Source organism: Sphaerisporangium album, assembly GCF_003323745.1.
Lineage (GTDB): Bacteria > Actinomycetota > Actinomycetes > Streptosporangiales > Streptosporangiaceae > Sphaerisporangium > Sphaerisporangium album.
Map to the genome: position 1 here is coordinate 313,518 of NZ_QOIL01000007.1, position 22,163 is coordinate 335,680.

The window sequence follows — 22,163 nt, forward strand, 5'->3', positions numbered from 1 at the left end:
AAGGCTGGGACCCAAGGTGTTCGACCCGACGGATCTCTACCGGCTCAGCGGCGATGTCCCTGAGCTGACCGATCCGGTGCTGCTCTACCACTTTGACGGTTTCGTGGACGCCGGAGGGGCCGGAAGGCTCGCCGTCGGCCACCTGCTCGCCGAACTGGAGCACCGGGTCGTGGCGACGTTCGACGTGGACCGCCTCCTCGACTACCGGTCGCGGCGCCCCCTGATGACCTTCGACACCGATCGCTGGGTCGACTGCGAGACGCCCGAGCTCGCCGTCCACCTCGCCCACGACGCGGCCGGGACGCCGTTCCTGCTGATGAGCGGCCCCGAGCCCGATCGCGAGTGGGAGCTGTTCACCGAGGCCATCGGCGCCCTCGCCACCCGGCTCAACATCGGCAAGCTGGTCACCGTGCACGGCATCCCCATGGCCGCGCCCCACACGCGCCCCCTCGGGGTGACCGCGCACGGCACGCGGCCCGAGCTGATCATCGGGCCCGGCAGCCCGTTCGGCAAGATCCAGGTGCCGGGCAGCGCGGCGGCGCTGATCGAGCTCCGGCTCGGCGCCCGGGGATACGCCGCCCTCGGCTACGCCATCCACGTCCCGCACTACCTCGCCCAGGCCGAGTACCCGAGGGCGGCGGTGACGGCCCTGGAGGCGGTGACGCGCGGCACCGGGCTGGTGTTCCCGATGGACGGCCTGCGGGACGCCGCCGAGAAGACCACGGCCGAGATCGAGGAGCAGATCGTCGCCTCGGCCGAGCTGTCCACGGCCATCCAGGGCCTCGAACAGCAGTACGACGCGTTCACCGCGGGGTCGGAGCGCGAGAACCTCATGGCCGAGACCACGCCGATGCCCACGGGAGACGAGCTCGCCGCGCAGTTCGAGCGGTTCCTCGCCGAGCGCGACGAGACCGACTCGTGATCGCGACCGGCCTCGTCGGCTACGGCACGGCCGGAGAGTTCTTCCACGCCCCGCTGATCGCCGCGACGGAGGGGCTCCGGCTCGCCGCCGTCGTGACGCGCGACGCGGAGCGCGCGGCCCGGGTCGCCCGCGACCATCCGGACGCGCGGGTCGTCCCGTACGTCGACGACCTGCTCGGGCTCGGCCTGGACCTGATCGTGATCGCCTCGCCCAACCGCACGCACGTCCCGCTGGCGCGGGCGGCGCTGGAGGCGGGGCTGCCCGTCGTGGTGGACAAGCCGCTCGCCGCGACGGCCGCCGAGGCGCTGGAGCTGGCCGATCTCGCGCGGGAGCGCGGCCTGATGCTGACGGTGTTCCAGAACCGGCGCTGGGACGGCGACTTCCTGACGCTGGGCACGCTCGACCTGGGCGAGGTCCGCCGCTTCGAGTCGCGGTTCGAGCGGTGGCGGCCGGTGCCCAAGGGCGGGTGGCGCGAGAACGGCGGCCCGGAGGAGCTCGGCGGCCTGCTGTACGACCTGGGCAGCCACCTGGTTGACCAGGCCCTGCGCTACCTCGGCCCGGCGACCGACGTCTACGCCGAGACCGACGTCCGGCGGGCGGGCGTCGGCGCGGACGACGACGCCTTCGTGGCGCTGACACACGCCTCCGGCGCGCGCTCCCACCTGTGGATGAGCTCGGTCGCCGCCCGGCTCGGGCCGCGCTTCCGGGTGCTCGGCTCGCGCGCGGCGTACGTGAAGTGGGGCCTGGACCCGCAGGAGGACCGCCTGCGGGCGGGCGAGCGGCCGGGCGGCCCGGGCTGGGGGGCCGAGCCCGCCGAGCGCTGGGGTGTGCTCGGCACCGACGGCGAGAGCCGCCCCGTCGAGACCGTGCCGGGGGCCTACCCCGAGTTCTACGCCGGGGTGGTGGCCTGCCTGCGGGACGGAGCGCCGCCGCCGGTCGACCCGGCCGAGGTCGCCGGGGCGCTGGCCGTGCTGCACGCCGCGCGCACGTCGGCCGCCGAGCGCCGCGTCGTCACGCTGGACCCCGCGCGGGCCTGATCCTGCCGATCACGGGGCCCGTCCGGCCGATAACGAGACCGGGCGGCCGATCAGGGCACCGAGCGGGGCCCGGTCCGGCCGATCATGGCCGCCCGGGGCGTTCAGCCGAGCAGGCGTGCGCGCAGGGCCGTCGCGTCGTCGGGCGTCCAGCCGTTGCGCTCCAGCCAGCCGAGCGGCCCGCCGTAGGTCTCGTCGAGCACGCCGAGGAAGTACTCCATGTACTCCGGCCGCGGCAGGTGGTTCTCCGCGGGCTGGGCGTCCAGGTCGTCGCGGTAGGTCGTGCTGGCCCGCAGCCGCGCCAGGACCCTCTCCAGCCGGTCACCGGTGGCCGCGTAGTCGGCGACGATGGCCTCGCGGGTGACGCCGGCCACCGAGAGCGCCAGCGCGCTGACGACGCCCGTCCTGTCCTTGCCGGCCGCGCAGTGGACGATGGCCGCGCCGTCGCCCCGGGCGAGCACCCGCAGCGCGGCGAGGACCGAGTCGGGCCGGTCGCGCAGGTAGGCGTGGTAGAAGCCGATGACCCGGACCTCGCGCGGGTCGTCCTCGCGCCTGCCCTGCCAGGGGAGCACCCGGTCGGCGTCGATGCGGCGGCGGCGCGCGCCGTCCGCGGGGTCGCCGGTGTCGGCCTCGACGTCGGTGTACCGGCCGCCCTCGGCGAACAGCGTCAGGTGATGGATGCCGACCTCGGGTACACGGGTCAGCGGGCCGGGGCCTTCGAGGGCGACCTCGGCGTTGGAGCGCAGGTCGATCACGTCGCGGAGCTTGATCTCGCCGACGAGCCTCTGCACGTCGGTCTCCGTCAGTCCCTGCAGGTTGTCCGAGCGGAGCACCCGCCCGAACTGCGTAGTCCGGCCGTCCTGCGTGGGGAGACCGCCTAGGTCCCGCACGTTCACGGCCCCGTCAAGGGCTATCCACCTCGTTACTTCGTTCATCACTTGCCAGCCTATATGCGCTCTATGTCCGTGCGGAGAACGCGGCGCGGGGCAAAGTGTCAGAAGACGTGTCCATCACGTGGCGGCTGCCGCCCTGACAGCGGCACGCCCGGGGTGTCGGCGCGCCGCGGCCGGCGCGCGCCGGAGCCGCCCCCACCGCGCGGAGCCCCCTGCTCCCGGCCGCCGCATGATCGGCCCGTCCACCCGGCCGCGCGCCCGGCGGATGCGCGCCGTGCCGCTCCGAAACACCTGCGTAACCGGCGCCCCGTTCCGAATTCACATGTCCGTAATTGAGCTACCCGAAAGCGCACAATTCGGTCAGCACGCCTAATGCACCGGTTTCACCAGCAATTGCGCTGACAACACGCCGTCCCCTTTAATCTCCTCTGGGCATTGTGATTCGGTCCACGCCGGCCACCACCGCGGGGCACATCGGAAGGAACCAGTCGATCCGTCATGACCGCGCTCATCGAGGTCCGTGACGCGAGCGTCCGCTACCTTTCCACCGGTCAGGCCGCGCTCGGCGCGACCTCGCTGACCGTCGGCCCGGGGGACCTCACGCTGGTGACCGGGCCGTCCGGATGCGGCAAGAGCACGCTGCTGCGGCTGCTCAACGGGCTGATCCCGCACGCCTACCGGGCCGAGGTCTGCGGCGAGGTGCTCGTCGGCGGCCGTCCGGTCGCGGCCAGGACGATCCGCGACATCTCCACCATCGTGGGCACCATGCTCCAGGACCCGCGCCGCCAGATCGTCGGCACCACCGTCGCGGCCGAGATCGCGTTCGGGCCGGAGAACCTCGGACTGCCCCGCGAGGAGATCCGCCGCCGCGTCGAGGAAGTCGCCGGCCGCGTCGGCGTCACCCACCTGCTGGACCGGGCGACCGCCGGGCTCAGCGGCGGGGAGCTCCAGATGGTGGCCTTCGCGGGCGTGCTGGCGATGGCCCCGCGGGTCGTCGTCGTGGACGAGCCGCTGGCCAACCTCGACCCCGCGGCGAGCCTGCGCCTCATGCGCGAGATCCGGAGGTTCGTCGACGAGGGCGGCGCCGCCGTGGTCGTCGAGCACCGCGTCGAGGAGATGCTGGAGTTCGGGCCGGGCGAGGTGCTGTACCTGGAGGACGGCGCCACCCGCTACCTCGGCCCCGTCGAGGGGTTCCTGCGCATGGCTCCCGCCGGCCACGTCAAGCTGCCCTTCCCCACCCTGGTGGCCCGCGCCGGCGAGCTGCCCGCCGTGACCCCTCCTCCCCGCCGCGAGGGCGAGGACGCCGTCCCCCGCCTGGAGTACCAGGGGGTCGCCCTCGCATACGGCCCGCGCAGGGTGCTCACCGGGGTCGACCTCGCCCTGGGCGCCCACGAGCGGGTCGCGGTGCTCGGACCGAACGGCGCCGGCAAGTCCACCCTGCTGCGCGCCGCCGTCATGCTCGTCGCCGCCGCGCGCGGCGAGGTGCTGGTGGACGGCTCCCCCGTGGCCGAGCGGTCGATCGCCGCCCTGGCCACGACCTTCGGCTACGTGTTCCAGAACCCCGGGCAGGCCCTGTTCAGCGCCACCGTCGGCCGGGAGCTCGCCTTCGGCCCGCGCAACCTCGGCCGCGGACCCGAGCAGATCGCCAGGGACTCGGCGGACGTCCTGCGGGCCGTGCTGCTCGACGGCGAGAAGGACATCATGGACCGGCCGCCGAGGACGCTGTCGTTCGGACAGCAGCGCCGCCTCACCGTCGCCCTGGCGCTGGTCATGCGCCCGCGAACGCTCATCCTGGACGAGCCGACCGCCGGGCAGGACCTGCGCACCACCACGGCGTTCCTCGGCCACGCCCTGGCGGCCGAGAGCGTGGAGAGCGTGTACTTCATCACCCACGACGTCGACCTCGCCCTGACCTACGCCGACCGCGTCGTCGTCGTGGACAAGGGACGGGTGGTCGCCGACGCCTCCCCCGCCGAGCTGGCCCGCGACGAGAGCGTCTGGTCGAAGGCGGGGCTGCGCGCCACGAGCCTGGTGCGAGCGGTCCGCGACCATCTGCCGCCGGCGCCGCCCGGCGCGTCCGAGCCGCTCAGGCCGTCACCGGGCCGCGGCGCGGGGTCGGTACCTCACCCGTTCGACCTCGCCCGCGCCCTCTCATCCCACGCACCCGGGCCCTCCGGGAGTTCCAACCCATTCCCCCAGGAAGGAACCACCTGCTCATGAGCGCAGCCACGGCCCGCCGAGGGCCGTTACTGGAGATCTCGTCGCGGACGGTCGTCTACGGCGCGGTCGGGGCGGCCCTGTACGCGGTGCTGGGCCTGTTCAGCTTCTTGATCCCGGGCACCCAGTACGTCGCGGTGCGTCCGGCCTTCGCCCTGGTGCCGTTCTTCGGCAAGCGGTTCGGCGTGATCGCGGGCTTCTTCGTCGGGTTCGTCGGCAACATCGTGATCGACCTGATCCAGGGCGGCGGCCTGACGTACTGGAACTGGAGCGTCGCCAACGGCCTCGTCGGCGCCGTCGCGGGCCTGATCTTCGCCTACCTGCCGCCGATCGCCAACGAGGTGCTGCGCCTGGTGGTCACCGCCCTCGGAGCGGTGGCCGCCACCGCCATCGGCCTGCTGTTCGTCATCACCGACATCCCGTTGCAGGGCATCGACTTCAACACCTTCCTCACCCTGAACTACGGGCCCGCCCTGCTGGCCGACGCCGCCGCCGTCGTCGTCCTCACCCCGGCGCTCGACGCGATCTGGGAGCCGCTGTCCAAGCGCGCCGGCCGGTGACCTGATGGACGTCACGCCGCGCTACCTGGGCGCGGGCTCCTTCCTGAGCCGCCGCGATCCCCGCGTGCTCCTGCTGGTGCCCGTGCTCCACCTCGCGGCCGTGGCGGGCATCGACGACCTGCGCCCGGTGCTCGCCTGCACGGCCGTCGCGCTGCTGTACTACCGCGCCGCGGGCATCCCGTGGCGCGGCGTGCGGGCGAACTGGACGTTCATGCTGACGTTCACCACACTGCTGGTCATCGTGAACAGCGTGCTGACACCGGCCGACACGCGCTCCTGGGGGAGCGTCCTGTTCACCGTCCCGCTCGCGCACACCGACGTGACCTGGGCGACGCTGTCGTACGCGGCGACAATCCTGGTCCGGTACGTCTCCCTGGCGATGGTGGGCTTCCCGGTGGCGTTCGCCATCGCGCCCGCGGACTTCGGCGTGGCCTTCGCGCGGCTCGGGCTGTCCCAGCGCCTGGCGTACGGGGTGGACCTCACCTTCCGCTTCCTTCCCTCCACCTGGGCGAGCCTGCGCGAGACCGTGGACGCCCAGCGCCTGCGGGGGTACGAGCACAGCCGCAGTCGCAACCCGGTCAAGCGCCTGCTCACGCTGAGGCCGGTGGTGGTGCCGGTGACCGTGAACGCCCTGGTCGACGCCGAGGACACCGTCAACGCCATGGACCTGCGCGCGTTCGGCGGCCGGCACCGCACGTGGATGCGCGAGCTGGCCTTCGACCGCGCCGACCTGCTCGTGCTGGGCGGCTTCGCGGCGATGGCCGCGGCGATGCTGGTGGCCAGGATCCTCGGGCTCACGCAGACGGTGTGGGTCCCGTGAACCGCGCGGGGCTCGCCGTCGCCGCGGGCGTGGAGGCCATATGACGGTCGTGGTCCACTCGGCGCCGCTGCTCGTCCCCATCGCCCGGCCGCCGATCCGCGACGGGGCGGTGGCCGCGCGGGACGGCCGCGTCCTCGCCATCGGGACCCGGCGCGAGACGCTCGCGGCGCACCCCGGCGCCGAGGAGGCCCGCTGGCCCGGGGTCGTCGTCGCGGGCCTGGTGAACGCGCACACCCACCTGCAGTTCACCCGCATGGCCAAGGTCGGCGCGCGCGTGTACGGCACGTTCGAGGAGTGGTCGGACACCTTCGACGAGGCCCACGCCGCCTTGGAGGGCGAGGACTGGGCGGCGAGCGCCCGCGAGGGTGCCCTGCTCGCGCTGCGCCACGGAACCACGGCCGTGGGCGACGTCGTGACCGACCTCGACGCGCTGCCCGTCCCGCGTGAGGCGGGCCTGGCCGGGGTCTCCTACCTGGAGATACTCGGCGACAACGACCGCGAGTGGGCGCAGGCCGGCCGCCGGCGCCTCACCTCCACCCTGAACCGCCTCGCCGCCGGCGACGTCCCGCGCGGCGACGGCCCGTGGACGGCGCGCGTCGGGATCGCGCCGCACGCCCCGTACACGCTGGACACCGCGGTCCTCGCCGACCTAGCCGACCTGATGCGCGCGTACGGGCTGCGAGGGCACATCCACCTGCAGGAGTCGGTCCACGAGCGCGAGTTCACCGTCTCGGGCACCGGGCCGCTGGCGGCGCTGGTCCGCCGCATCGGGCTGGACTTCGAGATCCTGCGCGCGGGCGGCACCGGCCAGGGGCCCGCCGACTTCCTCGACGGCCTCGGCCTGCTCGGCCCGCACTGCCACGTCGCCCACGGCGTCCACCTCGACGCCGCCGAGCGGGCGCTGCTGCGCGCCCGGGGGGTCGGCGTCGCGCTGTGCCCGCGCTCCAACCGGACCCTCGGCATCGACGGCCCGCCCGTCGCCGCCCTGCTGGAGGAGGGCGGCGTGGTCGCCGTCGGGACCGACTCGCTCGCCTCCTCGCCCTCGCTGGACCTGCTCGAAGACGTCCGCCTGCTGCACGCCCTCGCCCGCGAGCAGGGGTACCGCGCCGCCGACCTCGCGCGCCGCCTCGTCGAGGCCGCCACCATCGGCGGCGCCCGCGCGCTCGGCCTGGACGCCGGGCCGGGCCGGATCGGCTCCCTGGACATCGGCGCGCGGTGCGACCTCGCCGTCTTCGACGTGGACCCCGGCGGCCGGGACCCGTACCGCACGCTCATCGAGGACGGCCCGGGGCGGTGCGTCGCCACGGTCACCGGTGGCGTCCACGCCGGCCGTCTCGCGAACATCACTTCCGGAGGTAATACGTGGGCGCTGGCCTCACGGCGGCACTGACCAGGCTCGGCGGCCCGTTATGCGGGCTCCTCGCGCCGGCGACCCGTGCCGGGGATCCGGCCCTCCGGAAGAGGACGCTCCGCTTCAAGCTGTACTCGCTGCTCAGCCTGCCCATCGTCGCGCTGATCCTGCTGTGGACCTTCATCACCGGGTACCTGGTCAGCGACGTGTTCGAGCTGCGCAGGGCCGTCACGCAGTTCGAACAGGTCGCGGTGCCCGCCTTCGCCCTAGCCGACCGCGTACGTGACGAGCGCCACCTGTCCGCGGTCCTCCTGAGCGGGACGGGCCCCGACGGCGGGCGCCTGTCCACCGCCCGGGAGGAGACCGACCGGGCCGTGGTGCTGCTCCACCAGCGCGCGACCTCCCAGGAGGGGTCGAGCGCCACCGGGCCCGACGTGGTGGAGGGCCTCACCGCGCTGGAGCGCGAGCTGCAGCGGCTCGGCGGACTGCGGGAGCAGGTCGACTCCCGGTCCCTCGACCGGCTGGGGGCCGTCCAGCAGTACACCGAGATCCAGAACTCGCTCTACCGGATGACCGACCGGCTGGTGACCGTCCCCGACCCCGCGCTGTACCGGCAGGCGAACGGGCTGCAGACCATCGCCGGGTCGCGCGAGCTGCTGTCCCAGGAGGACGCGCTCCTGTCCGGCGCGCTGCTGCGCGGGCAGCTCGGCGCCGAGGAGCAGCGCGCGTTCGCGCAGATCGTCGCCGGCCGCAGGCTCCTGTTCGACCGCGGGATGCGGGACCTCGACCCCGAGCTGCGCCGGCCGTACGACGGCCTGCTCTCCTCGGCCGACTACAAGCGCCTCACCGCCATCGAGAACGAGGTCGGCGCGCGGCGCGGCGCCCTGGGGCAGGCCACCGCGTGGCAGGGGCTCGCCGGGACGCTCGGCACGCGGGTGGACCGGCTCACCGCCGACAGCGCCGCCCTGCTGAACCTCCGCGCCGACGACGCGTCCTTCGGGATCGTCGCCCGGATCGCCATCGCGGCGGGCCTCGGGCTCGTCGCGATCCTGCTCGCCGTGGTGCTGTCCGCGCGGCTCGGCCGGGGCCTCTCCCAGGAGCTGGCCGACCTGCGCAGCGCCGCCCTGGAGCTCGCCGACGTGCGGCTTCCCGGCGTCGTCCGCAAGCTGCGCGACAGCGAGCCCGTCGAGGTCGACACCGAGGCGCCGCCGATCCACATCACCGGCACCACCCTGGAGGTGCAGGACGTCGCCCAGGCGTTCTCGACCGTACGCCGCACGGCCGTCAAGGCGGCGGTCGGGCAGGCGGACCTGCGCAGGGGCGTCAGCCTGGTGTTCCGCAACCTGGCGCGGCGCAACCAGTCGCTGCTGCACCGCCAGCTCACGCATCTCGACACGATGCAGCGCAAGACCAACGCCCCCGACGCCCAGGCCGACCTGTTCCGGCTGGACCACCTGACCACGCGCATGCGCCGCCAGGCCGAAGGCCTGATCATCCTCTCCGGCGCGCCCGCGGGCCGCGCGTGGCGCAGGCCGGTGCCGATGCACGACGTGGTGCGCGGCTCGGTGGCCGAGGTGGAGGACTACTCGCGCGTCACCGTCATGCCGATGTCGGACGCCTCGCTGGTCGGCACGGCCGTCGCCGACGTGATCCACATGCTGGCCGAGCTGATCGAGAACGCCACCGTCTTCTCCCCGCCCAGCACCCGCGTCTACATCAGGGGCGACCTCGTCGGCCGGGGCTTCGCCGTCGAGATCGAGGACCGCGGCCTCGGTCTGACCCCCGAGGACCGCGAAGAGATCAACCGGCGGCTGGTCGACCCGCCGGAGTTCAACCTCGCCGACAGCGACCGCCTCGGCCTGTTCGTCGTCAGCCGCCTGGCCGCCCGCCACGACATCAAGGTGGCCCTGCGCCGCTCCCCGTACGGTGGAACCACCGCCGTCGTGCTGCTCCCCCACGGCCTGGTGATCCCCGCGGGCCTGGACGAGGAGCCCGCCGGCCCGGACACCGGCTCGATGCCCGCCGTCATCTCCCTGGAGCAGGGCTCGGACCCGACCAACCGCCGCTGACGTCCGGCCTCACCAGGAACGCTGGACGCCGACCGGCCCGGTGGCACCTGACGACCGGTACTAAACGCGGCCCTCGGCCAGGACGGTGACGAGGTCGGGGATGGTGTCGATGATCACATCGGCCCGCTGAGCGGCGGGGCGTTCCGCGTGCAGGTAGCCCCACGGGCCCCGGCGCAGCAGGGCCGTGCGCATTCCCGCTTCGGCGGCCGGGATCACGTCGTTGTCCAGCCGGTCCCCGACGTACAGAACGTCCCCCGGCTCGCGGCCCGCCACGGCGGCGACCTTGGCGAAGAACTCCGGGTGCGGCTTGCTGACGCCCCAGCCGGCCGAGGTGTGGATGCCGTCCACCGGCAGGTCCATCGCGGCCAGCTGGTCGTACGCCTGCGGCGGCTGGTTGCCGGCGATGACGAGCTGGTACCCGGCCTCCCGCAGCGCGGCGAGCCCCGGCCGCACGTCGGGGTACAGGTCGTCCTCGTCGAAGTTCTCCCGCAGCCCGCCCGGCTCCTCCCGCCGCCAGGCGTCCAGCTCGGCGGACAGGTCGATGCCCGGCCGCACGATCTGGAAGGCGTCGCTGTGGGACCGGTCGAGCGCCGCCATCCCGCCGAGCACGCCCATCATGACGAACCGGGGCACCCCCAGCCGGTCGGCCCACCGCGACCAGATGCGCGTCTCGTCGACCAGCGTCTCCCCGACATCGAACACCAGCGCCCGAACCACCCGACTCCCCCTCCACGATGTGCCAGTACCGCACCCTACTCGGCCGCGATGAGCGCCAGTGATCCACGCATGCCCGGTGACGCGGGGACGGTCGCCGCCGCCAGCTTCTGACTAGATCTATTGACTCGATACCACACATTTGCTGATACTGGGCGAGTCTTAACGATTTGCGCCCAGCCTCCACAGCACTTCCGACCCTTCGTAAAGCTCCAACCGCCCATGGTCCCGCCACCCGGGAGCACGGAGCCGGCTGCCAGGTCGTAGTACGTACGGGGTGTTCACGCCGAGCAGGACGCCGCCGCGTCCGGCACGGGCCCTGGCAGACGTGTCCGCGTCGTGGACGGTCGCCCACCTTCCTGATCGATCGCCTGACGTCCGCGGGTTCCCACCCGCGGGTTACATGCACGCCATAGGGGGATGAGTCGATCTTGGCAGCCGGAGTCGCTCTGCCGACGAACGTGCAACACCACCACAATTCCTACCTGTACGGCGCTCTGCCGCTGTGCGTCGCGCTCGCGAGCGGCGTCGACGAATGGTTCATGGGACGATTCGTCCAGCTCCACTCCTACGGAGTCTCGCGCCGCCCGGGCGACATCAGGCCCGGCGACGTCTGCGTGGACTACACCGACAGCTTCGCCTACACCGAAGTGCTGGAGACGTCGGTGGTGACCCGCGGCGAGGCCATGGCGATCGGCGACCTGGTGGACTTCATCATCGAGACCGTCGACTCCGGCCGGCACCTGATCGCCTTCGTGGACGAGAACCACCTGCGCGGCTATCCGGGCTCCTACGTCCACGAGTTCCTGTTCTACGGCTACGACCGCGACGCCCGCCACGTCATGGCCGTGGCGTTCGACAACCGCGGGCGGTTCACGTCGATGAACTTCGGCTTCGAGGCGGTGAACGAGGCGTTCAGGCGAGGTATGGCCGAGATCACGGGCGTGGACCGACTGGCCGTCATGACCGGGTGCATCCAGGTGCTGTGGCCGAGGGGCAACGCGCCCGCGTTCGACCTCGCCGACTTCGGCCGTCGCCTCCGGTCGTACGTCGACCGGGAGCCGAAGGGCGGTGAGCACATCTTCGGCCACTGGTGGTTCCCCCGGTCGTCCGACCTGCTCGAACGCCCGGCGGTGCGGTTCGGCATGGACGTCTACGCCGACATCGCCGCCCACCTCCAGGGCGTCTCGCCGGATGTCGAGATGGCGACCGGCGAGCCCGACTACAGCTCCCAGTTCGACTACCGGATCGTCCACCTGTTCGGCGAGCACAAGAAGCTGGTGAAGGCGCGGCTCGACTACGTCGCCGCGCGCCACGACCTCGAAGACGTACTCGCCCCGTACCTGTCGGCCTATGACGCGGTGGTGGAGGACGCCGGGGTCGCCTCCATGGCGGGACTCCGCTACACGATCCGCCCGCACGCCGGGACCATGGAGTACATCGCCTCGGTCGTCCGTGACCTCGAAGGACGCGAGCACGACATCCTCGACGGCTGCTGCAAGGTGATCGAGGACGCCGCCGCCTCGTGAGACCGGACCATCCTCCCGGCCGCGGCGGCGGGCCGCCGGCCGACGAACCGGACGCCAGGGAGATCGTCTTGCGCCAGCAGCGCCACCGATGGAGCCGTCTTGTGTCGGTCGTGGAGTTGAGCGACTGCGTCGTCCTCACCCACCCGATCCATCTGCACCGCCTCACCTTGAGGGCCGACCTCTGGCGCCTGTGCGGGCCGCTGCTCTCCCGGCCGCTCACCGCCGCCGAGTTCGCCGGCGACAGCCTCCGGCCGGACACCGCCGCCGCCCTCTTCTCCATGCTGCGCGACCGGGGCTTCGTCGTCCCCGAGGACGCCGACGAACTGGAGCAGGCCGAACGCGCGGTCACCGAGGGTGACGGCCGCGCGCGCTACCTGGAGCTCGATCCGGTGGGCCCCGGCGACCTCACGCCCGGGCCGGGCGTCACGGGCCAGGCGGGTACGCCGGACGGCGAGGGCGGTCTGACGCCGATGCGCGTCATGCTGGTCGGCGGCTGCGTCCTGCAGTTCGCCGAGGACGCCCTGGTACGCCGGGGGGCGCGCCGGGGCCTCAGCGTGACGACCCGCCACCTGTGGCCGGACGACCGCGAGCCGCTCGCCGAGCAGATCGGCGCCTGGGATCCGCATCTCATCGTCCTGCAGCCCTCCACCCAGCATTTCATGAGCCCGCTCTGGGACCACGGGGCACTGGAGGACGAGGGGCGCCGCCGCCGTCAGGCCGCCGCGCTCGGCAGGCTGGTCGCCTCGCACATCGACGACCTGGCCGCCGCCGCGGGAGATCGCCTGGTGCTGGTGCACAACTTCGCCTTCCCCGCCATCTCCCCGTTCGGCCGGTTCGACTTCCGCACACCGGCCGGATTCCGTGAGCTCGTCGGCGGCCTGAACCTCCGGATCGACGCGGCGGCGTCCGCGCACGGCAACGTCATGGTGCTGGACGAACAGGCTCTCGCGGCCCGGCACGGAGCGGGCCGGCTGTTCGACGACCTGTACTTCCCGTACGGCCACCACGGCGGGATGCCCGATCTCACGGTGGAACAGCCCAACCAGACGCCGGGGCTCAGCTCGCTGCTGGCCGAGGAGTACCTGGACTGCCACGTCGCGCACCACCGCCTCGGCCAGATCAAGTGCGTCGTGACGGACTTGGACGGCACCCTGTGGCCGGGCAACGCCGCCGAGACCGGGTTCGGCTGGGTCGACTCCGACGGCACGAGCCGGTGGCTCCACATGGGCGTGCAGCAGGCGCTGGCTCTGCTCGGCAGGCGCGGCATCCTGCTGGCGACCTGCGGCAAGGGGTCGGCGGAGGTGACGCTGGACCTGTGGCGGCGAAACCAGGGCCGCCTCATGATCTCTCCGGACGACTTCGTCACCCATCGCATCAACTGGGAGGACAAGTCGGCCAACATCCTGCGCATATGTCGTGATCTGCAGGTGGCGCCGGAGAGCGTCCTCTTCCTCGACGACAACCACGTCGAACGGCTGGAGGTGCGGGCGCGCGCCCCCGGCGTGCGGGTACTCGACGTTCCCGTCCACGACTTCCGCCGGGCCCTGCTCAGCGATCCCCGCTGCCAGACCGGCTCGGTGACCAAGGAGAGCGCTCTGCGGGCCGTGACCACCAAGGCGATGCTCGCGCGCGAGGAGCTCGCCTCGGCGACCGACCGCCGGTCCTTCCTGCGCGACCTGGAGGTGACGATGACCGTACGGCCGGCCGTACCCGCGGACCTGCCCCGCGTCGTCGAGCTGTGCGGCCGTACGACGCAGTTCAACACGATGGGGAGCACGCTGACCGGCGAGGAGGCGCGCGCGTCGGCTGCCACGTCGGCGGTGTGGACGCTGTCGGTGTCGGACAGGATCGCCGACTACGGCCTGGTGGGGGTCGTGATGCTGCGAGGTGCCGAGGTCGCGGGCATGGTGGTGAGCTGCCGGGTCCTCGGCCTGGACGTCGCGCTGCCCTTCCTGGTCGCGACCCTGCGGGCCGGCGGCGGGGACCGGCCGGGGACCACCGGCTCGATCGTCGAGACCGCGCGCAACCATCCGTGCCGCGGCATCTTCACGTCCGCCGGATTCGAGCCCGCCGGCGCGGGGCTCTTCCGGCTGGCCGACCCCGGCCGGCTGCCCTCCCTGGACGATCTGCCGCACCGGCTGGACGTCCAGGCCGGCACCGCGGCCCGCGTGCAGGAGGCGGCCGGTGCCTGAGACGGAGCAGACGACCGGTGAACGACGGACCGAGACCAGGCCGCGGGGGATCCTGCGCCGGTTCACGGGGGGCTTCAGGGACAACGAGGCGCTGGCCACGCTGGTCGTCTCGCTGTTCCTCCTCCAGCTCGGCTCGTCGATGACCCAGGTGGCGATCCCGCTGCTCGCCGCCGATCGCTACGGGTTCGGCCTGGCCGTGGGCATCGCGCTGGGCATCCGCCTGGTCCCGACGGTTCTGCTCAGCGCGGTCGCCGGCTATCTCATCGAGCGGATCGACCCCCGGCGGGTCGCGGTGTGGAGCTCGGTGTCCAGCGCCGCCGTCGTGGCGCTCTTCCCGCTGACGACCGAGCTCTGGCAGCTCTACGTCCTGTCGTTCCTCACCGGCATCACCTACATGTTCGGCGTGCCGGCGTGGATGGCCCTGCGCCCGCAGGCGATGAAGCCGGGCGCCGAACTGGAAGGCAACAGCTCGGTGGTGACCGCCGAGCGGACGACCATGCTGCTCGGCCCGGCCCTCGCGGCCGCCATCGCGACCTCGCTGGGCCTGGTCTGGCTGTTCGCCGCCGAGGCCGCGAGCGCCGCCGCGGCGGCCGTGCTGATCCTGCGCATACCGCTGCGCGCCCGGGACGCGCGGAAAGAGCCGGGCAAGGACCGGGAAGGGACGGCCGGCGGGACGGCCGCCGTGGTCAGGAAGACGATCCAGGGGGCCTTCGTCGACGGGCCGCGCGACCTGGCCCGCGCGGTCGGCCGGGACCGCTTCCTACTGGGCCTGACCATAACCTCGTTCACCTACGTCTTCGCGGTGGCGCTCGGCCGTACGTTTCTCATCGCCGCCACCGCCGAGTGGTTTCCCGAACACCAGGTGTACGGCTACGCGCTGGCCGCGATGGGAGCCGGGGGCATCGTCGGCGGCTTCCTGGGCGGCAGGCTGGGGCGGTTCCACGCCGGCAAGGTGTACGTGCTGGGCAACGCCCTGGAGGGCTTCTGCTGGCTCGCGATGCCGTTCCTCCCCCTGCACGGGGCGCTGTACGGCCTGCTGTTCCTCGCCGGGTTCCTGGAATCGGTGGCCAGCGTCGTGTACTTCGCCGAGGTGCAGCGGCGCCTGCCGGACCAGCACATGGGCCGCTACTTCGCCGCGCTCATCCCGCTGCTGGACGTCTGCACGGCGCTCGGCCTGACGATCGGCGCGCCGCTGACCGGCAGCGCCGGCCTGACGTGGGTGGCCGCGGGGATCTTCGCGCTGATCACCCTTCCCGTGGTCGTCGGGTACCCGGTGTTCGGCCGCGCCCCCGCGCCGCCGGGCGCGGAGCCCACGGAGAGTACCGGACGGACGGAGGTCGAACGTGACACATGACTGGTCGCACGCCACCATGGTGATCACCGGCGGCGCGGGCTTCCTCGGCTCGCACCTGTCGCGCAGGTTCGTGCGCGCCGGTGCCCGCGTGGTGTGCCTGGACTCGCTGGTCACCGGCAGCGCCGCCAACGTCCGGGACCTCCTCGGCGACCCGCGCTTCGAGCTCGTCGTGGCCGACGTGACGGAACCGTGGAGCGTCCCCGGCCCCGTGGACGCCGTGCTGCACCTCGCCTCCCCCGCCTCGCCCCGCGACTACGCGCGGCTCCCCCTGGAGACGCTGCGGGCGGGCAGCGCCGGCACCTGGAACGCCCTGACGCTGGCGCGCGAGAAGGGGGCGCGTTTCCTGCTCGCCTCGACGTCGGAGGTGTACGGCGAGCCGAGCGAGCATCCCCAGAGGGAGAGCTACTTCGGGAACGTCAACCCGGTCGGCCCGCGAAGCATGTACGACGAGGCCAAACGCTTCGCGGAGGCGTTGACGACGTCGTTCTCGCGGGTGCACGGCGTGCGGTGCGGCATCGTCCGTCTCTTCAACGTGTACGGCCCGCACATGAGCCTCTCGGACGGGCGGGTCGTCCCGGCGTTCATCGGCCAGGCCCTGTCCGGGCTTCCGCTGACGGTCTTCGGGGACGGCGGCCAGACGCGCTCGCTGTGCTACGTCGACGACGCCGTGGAGGGCATGGTCGCGAGCTGTGTCCACGACACCGGCGGGCGCCCGGTCAACATCGGCAGCGACGAGGAGGTGAGCGTGCTGGACCTCGCCGCTCTCATCCTGCGGCTCACCGCGGGCGAGGACGACACCGGGCCGAGCGGCGGGCGCCCTCCCGGCCGGACCCGTGACCCGGACGCCTCACACGGCCTGGGAGACCAGGTCCGGCACCTGCCGCTGCCCCCCGAGGATCCCCGGCGGCGCAGGCCCGACCTCACCCTGGCCAGGGAACTGCTGAACTGGAAGCCGCAGACCGCCCTGCGCGACGGCCTGGCGAGGACCATCCAGTGGGCGAGGGACGCCCGGTGACCGGCCTCGTCAGCGTGGTGACGCTCACCCGGAACAGGCCCGGCGCGCTGGAGCGGGCCATGGCCTCGGTGGCCGCCCAGGCCGGGGTCGAGGTGGAGCACGTCGTCATCGGCGACGACTGCCCGTTCCTGTCCGACGAGTCGCACGTGGCGAAGCTGCGGACGTCGTTCCCCTCGGCGGTGATCCGCAACGTCTCGGCGCGGGAGCTGCGCGACGGCGGGATGGAGGGTGACGGCTACCTGCCGTCCAAGCTCGCCCACCTGCGCAACCTCGGCATCGAGATGAGCCGGGGCGACATGGTGGCACAGCTCGACGACGACAACGCCTTCCGCCCCGGCCACCTGCGGTCGCTGCGGCGGATCCTGGACGAGGACCCCGACGTCCAGGTCGCGCACAGCTGGCGGAACCTGCTCGACGCCGCCGGGAGGCCGTACCTCCCGGACGGAGAGGACCCCTGGCATCCCGACCCGGACAGGCGCCGTTCCTCCTACGCCCACCTGCGCGACCTCGGGGTCTTCGAGGACGGGTCCAACGTGGTGCGGGACACGCTGACGGCGCGGGGGCAGATCGTCTGCCGGGTCGACACCAGCGAGTTCCTGGTCAGGAGGGAGCTGCACCGGCGCATCCCGTTCCCCGTCCACTACACCCGCTGGCGGCGCCGCCTGGAGTTCACCGAGGACATGGCCTTCAGCCACGAGCTCATCAAGCAGAAGATCCGCGTCGAGTGCAGCAGGAAGGCGACGCTCGACTACTACATGGGCGGCTACTCCAACCTCGGCGGCCTCGGAACGGAGGACCGCCCGTGATCGAGCCCGTGTGGACCGCGCTGGCCGCCGCCCTGGCCTCGGCGGGCTGCCAGGCCGTCTTCGGCCTTCCGTCCGACGACCCGGGGCTGCTCGACGCCGCCGACCGGCACGACCTGCTGCGGACGGTCCTGGTCCGGGACCAGCGGGTGGCGGCCTGCGCGGCGGCCGGGCACGCCGCCGTGTCACGCTCGCCCGCCGTCCTCGCGGTGACGAGCGGCCCGAGCGTCGTCAACGCCCTGACCGGTCTGCTGGAAGCCGCGTCCATGGCGGTGCCGATCGTCGTCGTCACCACCAGGATCGGCTCCCGCGAGATCGGGCGCGGCGGGTTCCAGGAGGTCGACCAGGAGGCCATGGCGGGCCCGCTGCTCAAGTGGCACACCCTGGTGGAAGGGGCGGAGCAGGTGCCCTGGGCCGTGCGCCGGGCCGTCCACCTCGCCCTCAACGGACGCCCCGGGCTCACCATGCTGGTCGTCGCCGCCGAGCGGCGCGAACCCGACACCGATCACCCGCAGGACGCGGGCGGGCGCCCGCGCCGTCTGCGTTCGGTCCCCGAACCCGCCGACCTCGACCACGCCGCCGGCCTGCTGCGCCGGGCCCAGGCCCCGGTGGTCCTCGCGGGCGGTGGCACGCGCTGGGGCGACGCGGGCCGCGCCGTCGAACGCCTCGCCGAGGCCGTGGTCGCCCCGATCTTCACGACCGGGTCCGGCCGGGGGTCCGTCGACGAGACCCACCCCCTGACGATGGGCCTGGCCGGTCTCTACGCGACCCCGCCGGCGACCGAACTGCTGGAGGGCTGCGACCTGCTGCTCGCGGTCGGCACACGCCTGGAGGAGACGGTGCGCACGGGGTGGGAAGCGTTCGCCCGCGTCCCGATCGTCCACGTCGACCAGGACCACGCCGCGTTCGACACCGCGCGGACGAGCGACCACCGCCTGCTGGGCGACGCCGAGCTGGTCTGCGCGGAACTGGCCGCGCGGCTGCGAGACCGTCCCCCGGACCCGGCGCGCGCCCGGGAGCGTGGCGAGCGTATCGGCGCCCTCAGGGGGCGGCTGCTGACCGAGGCCGCCGGGGACGTCACCGGCTCGCCGGTACGGCGGGCGCTCGCCTGCCTCGGCGACGTCCTCGACGACGACGCGATCATCGTGCAGGAGAACGGCCTGCACGACATGTGGAGCTACCACTTCCCCCTGCTGACCGTCAGAAGAGGGATGAGCGTGGTGACGCCCGGCGAGCAGACCATGATGGGGTTCGGCGTGGCCGCGAGCGTCGGCGCGGCGTCCTGCGTCCCCCACCGGCAGGTGGTGGTGCTGGCCGGCGACGGCGCCGTCTCGCTGAGCATGAACGCCCTCGCCACCATGGGCGACCTGCGGCTGGGCGTCGTCATCGTCGTCTTCGACAACCAGGGCTTCGGCTGGCCCCGGCACCTGCGGCGCCTGGACGGGGCGCCGGCCCACCTGACGCGATTCCGCGCCCCGCTGCCGGTCGCGGAGCTGGCGCGCGCCTTCGGCGGCTGGTCGGCGACCCCGGCGACCGAGGCCGAGACCAAGGAGGCGCTGCGCACCGCGTGCGAGGTGGCGAAGACCGGGCAGCCCGCCTTGGTCAGGATCGCCGTGCCCGACGACGACGTCCCCGCGGGCGTGGACCGCGTCTTCTCCGGACCCGGTCACTGATGCGCGGGGCGCTGCACGTGGACGGTGCCGAGGTCGATCCGGGCTTCCTGTCCGCCCTGGTGGACCAGGTCTGCTTCGCCGCCGAGCGGGCGGGGGCCGGAGCGGACGCCGGCATCGAGGTCCCGCACCGCGACGGCCTGCCCGTCGTCGTCGCCACCCTGGCGGCCGAACGCCTCGGCGCCGTGCTCGTGCTGGGCGGCCCCACCTCCGGGCGGCCGGGCGCGTCCATACCGGCGGCGGCCCGCGTGGTCCCCTCGCCGGAGGGATGCGCGGTGGTCCCCATGGCGGCCACTCCCGCCGGTCCGCGCGCCGGGCGCCAGGACGGCGGTTACTGCTTCTTCACCTCGGGCAGCGAGGGCGAGGCCAAGGCGGTGCTGCTCGGCGCGACGGCGATCCGCTACCAGCGGACCGCCACCCGTGAGCGGCTGGGCTTCGACGACGGCGACGCCCTGCTGCTCCCCCTGCCCGCGATCCACGCGTACGGCTTCAGCGTGCTCCAGCAGTGGGTCGCCGGCGGTCCCGCCCTGCACCTGGAGAGCCGCTTCGGCACGGCGCTGGTCGCCGAGCGGATGAGACGCCACATGATCACCTGCCTGGACGGTGTGCCGTCGATGTACCGGGCCCTGCTGGCGCGGGCCGGGCACGACCCGGAGCTGCGCGCCGCCCTTGGCCGCCTGCGCGTCCGGGGCTGCGGCGGGGACATCCTGGCCACGCGGTTGCAGGCGGAGTTCACCGACGTCGTCGGCGGGCCGATCCACGACGGGTACGGGCTGACCGAGGCCGGTCCCAACGTGGCGCTCAACGCCCCCGGCGACTTCGCGCCCGGCACGGTCGGCCGGCCCCTGGACGGCACCGAGCTCCGCGCCGGGCCGGGCGGCGAGATCCTGGTGCGCAGCCCCAGCGTGATGACGGGCTACCTCGGCGCTCCGGAGGCCACCGAGGCCGCGTTCCTCGACGGCTGGCTCCGCACCGGCGACACCGGATCGGTGCTGCCCTCCGGCAGGCTCGTCGTCACGGGCCGGATCCGCGAGGCCGTCATCGTGCACGGGCGCACCCACGCGCCGGCCGACCTGGAGGAAGCCCTCACGGCACAACCCGCGATCGCCGAGGCCGCCGTGGTCGGCGTGCCCGGGACGGGCGACCGGGGCGACCAGACCGTCGCGTTCCTCGTCATGAGCCCGCAGCGGCCTGGGCGCGACCTCGCCGCCCTCGCCGTGGCGGCATGCCGGGCGGCGCTGCCTCCCGAGCTGCGGCCCCGCCGCATCCACCACGTCGACGCGCTCCCGCGCCTGCCCTCGGGCAAGCTCGACCGCCGGGCCATACGGGCCCTCGCGGGCACCCATACCACCACGGCCGATCCGCGACCCTAGGGGAAACATGGGATACGTCCTGGGAATCAACGCCCCGCCCACCCTGCTGTCCCCCGAGCAGTGCCCGTACGGCGGGCACGACCCGAGCGCCTGCCTGGTCGACGAGGACGGCCGGGTGACGGTCTTCGAGGAGCAGGAACGCCACTCGAAGCGGCGCTACGGGGTCTTCGAGTACCCCGCCGACGCCGTGCGCGCGTGCCTCGACCACGCCGGCGCCGACGTCGCGGACATCGACGTCGTGGCCGTCGGATGGGACGTCCCCCGGGTCGGCGCCGTCTGCGGGGAGCCCTGGCGGTACAGCTCGGCACGGCATTACCTGCGGCTTCTCGGCCTGGACGCCGGCACGCGGCCACCGGAGCTCGTCTTCGTCCAGCACCACCGCGCCCACGCCGCGTCCTCGTTCCACGCCTCGCCCTACGAGAGCGCCGCCGTCCTGGTCATGGACGGCAACGGGGAGGACGACAGCATCAGCGTCTACCGCGCGGACCGGACGCGGGGCCTGCTCGGCAAGGCGCGCCTGCCCCAGCCGGCGTCGCTCGGCGACATGTACGCGGCGGTCTGCGAGCACCTGCGGCTCGGCGTCCTCAACGCAGGGAAGACCATGGGCCTGGCGTCCTACGGCCGCGCCGCCGGGATGACCCCCTTCCCCCTGCTCACCGCGGACGGGATGCCACTCTTCGACCACCACGAGGACGACCAGTACGCGACGATCATGCGGGGCTGGTCCCGCTACCTGGGCACGCTCACCGGGCGCAGACGGGCCCCGCGTGCCACCATGCACGAGGACGAGGACTGCGTCCGCCTGGCGTGGAGCGCGCAGAGCGCGGTGGAGGAGCATCTGACCCGGCTGGCGGCCTTCGCCCGGGAGGTGACCGGCGAGTCCGTCGTCTGCCTGTCGGGCGGGGTCGCGCTCAACTGCTCGGCCAACGGCCGCCTCGACGGGGAGGTCTTCTGCCCTCCCGTCCCCCACGACGGGGGTGTCGCCCTCGGGGCCGCGTGGGCGGTGCGTCCGCCGCGGCAGATCTCGGTCCTCGACCCGTTCCTCGGGCGAGCCCTCGACGGCGACCTGCCGCCGGACCTCACCGGCACCGATCTCGACCTCGACGAGGTCGTCCGCCTGCTCGGCTCGGGAGCCGTGGGCGGCATCGCCGAGGGGCGGGCCGAGATCGGGCCGCGCGCCCTCGGCCACCGGTCGATCATCGCCCTGCCGTCGATCCCCGGAGTCCGCGACCGGATCAACGTCGCCAAGGGCCGCGAGATGTGGCGGCCGCTGGCGCCGGTCGCCCTCGCCTCCCAGGCCGGCCGGTTCTGGGAGGTGAAGGACCCCCTGCAACGCTTCATGCTCGCCGCCACCACCGTCACCCCCCACGGTCGCCTCACGATTCCCGAGGCCGTCCACGTCGACGGCACCGCGCGCGCCCAGATCGTCCAGGAGGACGACCACACCATGGCCCGGGTGATCGCCGCGCTGGACCGGGCCGGGTACCCGCCGGTCCTCATCAACACCTCCCTCAACGGCCGCGGCCGGCCCATCGCTCACGACATCGGCGACGTGGCCGAGGTCTACCGGGAGTGCGAGCTCGACTTCCTGATCGTCGACGGCCGCCTGGTCGTCCGTAAATGACCGGCCGCACCTCCCCGACACCC

17 protein-coding genes are annotated in these 22,163 nt (G+C 73.4%); 15 read left to right on the forward strand and 2 right to left on the reverse strand.

The genetic code is table 11. The annotated features are described in order from the left end of the window. The first annotated feature begins 16 nt into the window (after window positions 1-16). Entirely contained in the window at window positions 17-922 is a 906-nt protein-coding gene (locus DQ384_RS15325; RefSeq protein WP_114029446.1) for a proteasome assembly chaperone family protein, read from the forward strand. Beyond that, window positions 919-1,959 (forward strand): Gfo/Idh/MocA family oxidoreductase, encoded by a 1,041-nt coding sequence (locus DQ384_RS15330; protein WP_114029447.1) that lies wholly within the window; start codon window positions 919-921, stop codon window positions 1,957-1,959. Before DQ384_RS15325 ends, DQ384_RS15330 begins: the two co-directional genes overlap by 4 nt. A gap of 101 nt (window positions 1,960-2,060) precedes the next feature. On the opposite strand, the gene DQ384_RS15335 is transcribed toward DQ384_RS15330, so the two are convergent. Then, window positions 2,061-2,891, reverse strand: a complete 831-nt coding sequence (locus tag DQ384_RS15335) for a tyrosine-protein phosphatase (RefSeq protein WP_114029448.1) — start codon at window positions 2,889-2,891, stop codon at window positions 2,061-2,063. Between the two features lie 456 nt (window positions 2,892-3,347). On the opposite strand from DQ384_RS15335, the gene DQ384_RS15340 reads away from it, so the two are divergent. The 5 genes from DQ384_RS15340 to DQ384_RS15360 are packed head-to-tail and all read left to right on the forward strand — an operon-like array spanning window position 3,348 to window position 9,866. Further along, window positions 3,348-5,069 carry an ABC transporter ATP-binding protein gene (locus DQ384_RS15340; RefSeq protein ID WP_114029449.1) on the forward strand — a complete coding sequence of 574 codons (1,722 nt, stop codon included), beginning with the start codon at window positions 3,348-3,350 and terminating at the stop codon, window positions 5,067-5,069. Next, on the forward strand, window positions 5,066-5,626 hold the full coding sequence (locus DQ384_RS15345; RefSeq protein ID WP_114029450.1) for an ECF transporter S component: 561 nt from the start codon (window positions 5,066-5,068) through the stop codon (window positions 5,624-5,626). Before DQ384_RS15340 ends, DQ384_RS15345 begins: the two co-directional genes overlap by 4 nt. A gap of 4 nt (window positions 5,627-5,630) precedes the next feature. Next, window positions 5,631-6,446: an energy-coupling factor transporter transmembrane component T family protein gene (locus DQ384_RS15350; RefSeq protein WP_114029451.1), complete on the forward strand. Its 816-nt coding sequence runs from the start codon at window positions 5,631-5,633 to the stop codon at window positions 6,444-6,446. A 40-nt stretch (window positions 6,447-6,486) separates the two neighbouring features. Next, window positions 6,487-7,836 carry an amidohydrolase family protein gene (locus DQ384_RS15355; protein WP_114029452.1) on the forward strand — a complete coding sequence of 450 codons (1,350 nt, stop codon included), beginning with the start codon at window positions 6,487-6,489 and terminating at the stop codon, window positions 7,834-7,836. Next, window positions 7,809-9,866, forward strand: a complete 2,058-nt coding sequence (locus DQ384_RS15360; protein WP_114029453.1) for a sensor histidine kinase — start codon at window positions 7,809-7,811, stop codon at window positions 9,864-9,866. Before DQ384_RS15355 ends, DQ384_RS15360 begins: the two co-directional genes overlap by 28 nt. Before the next feature lie 60 nt (window positions 9,867-9,926). On the opposite strand, the gene DQ384_RS15365 is transcribed toward DQ384_RS15360, so the two are convergent. Beyond that, window positions 9,927-10,583, reverse strand: coding sequence for an HAD family hydrolase (locus DQ384_RS15365; protein WP_245966497.1), 657 nt, complete (start codon window positions 10,581-10,583; stop codon window positions 9,927-9,929). 428 nt (window positions 10,584-11,011) lie between these two features. Between DQ384_RS15365 and DQ384_RS15370 the strand changes: the two genes are divergently transcribed. The 8 genes from DQ384_RS15370 to DQ384_RS15405 all read left to right on the forward strand — a co-directional run bounded on the left by DQ384_RS15370 (window position 11,012) and on the right by DQ384_RS15405 (window position 22,140). After that, the gene (locus tag DQ384_RS15370; RefSeq protein WP_147268783.1) at window positions 11,012-12,109 is read left to right on the forward strand and encodes a hypothetical protein; all 1,098 of its coding nucleotides are present in this window, start codon (window positions 11,012-11,014) and stop codon (window positions 12,107-12,109) included. Between the two features lie 110 nt (window positions 12,110-12,219). Then, a complete protein-coding gene (locus DQ384_RS15375; protein ID WP_147268784.1) occupies window positions 12,220-14,301 on the forward strand; it encodes an HAD-IIIC family phosphatase in 2,082 nt (693 codons plus the stop codon). Then, on the forward strand, window positions 14,294-15,655 hold the full coding sequence (locus DQ384_RS15380; RefSeq protein WP_181871221.1) for an MFS transporter: 1,362 nt from the start codon (window positions 14,294-14,296) through the stop codon (window positions 15,653-15,655). The genes DQ384_RS15375 and DQ384_RS15380 overlap by 8 nt, the downstream gene beginning before the upstream one ends. After that, entirely contained in the window at window positions 15,645-16,670 is a 1,026-nt protein-coding gene (locus DQ384_RS15385) for an NAD-dependent epimerase/dehydratase family protein (protein ID WP_342769400.1), read from the forward strand. Before DQ384_RS15380 ends, DQ384_RS15385 begins: the two co-directional genes overlap by 11 nt. Then, a complete protein-coding gene (locus DQ384_RS15390) occupies window positions 16,649-17,476 on the forward strand; it encodes a glycosyltransferase family A protein (protein WP_114029458.1) in 828 nt (275 codons plus the stop codon). The genes DQ384_RS15385 and DQ384_RS15390 overlap by 22 nt, the downstream gene beginning before the upstream one ends. Next, the gene (locus DQ384_RS15395; RefSeq protein WP_114029459.1) at window positions 17,473-19,146 is read left to right on the forward strand and encodes a thiamine pyrophosphate-binding protein; all 1,674 of its coding nucleotides are present in this window, start codon (window positions 17,473-17,475) and stop codon (window positions 19,144-19,146) included. Before DQ384_RS15390 ends, DQ384_RS15395 begins: the two co-directional genes overlap by 4 nt. Continuing rightward, a complete protein-coding gene (locus DQ384_RS15400) occupies window positions 19,146-20,516 on the forward strand; it encodes a class I adenylate-forming enzyme family protein (RefSeq protein WP_114029460.1) in 1,371 nt (456 codons plus the stop codon). Before DQ384_RS15395 ends, DQ384_RS15400 begins: the two co-directional genes overlap by 1 nt. Window positions 20,517-20,523: 7 nt before the next feature. Beyond that, window positions 20,524-22,140, forward strand: coding sequence for a carbamoyltransferase C-terminal domain-containing protein (locus DQ384_RS15405; protein WP_114029461.1), 1,617 nt, complete (start codon window positions 20,524-20,526; stop codon window positions 22,138-22,140). The last annotated feature ends 23 nt before the right edge of the window (window positions 22,141-22,163 follow it).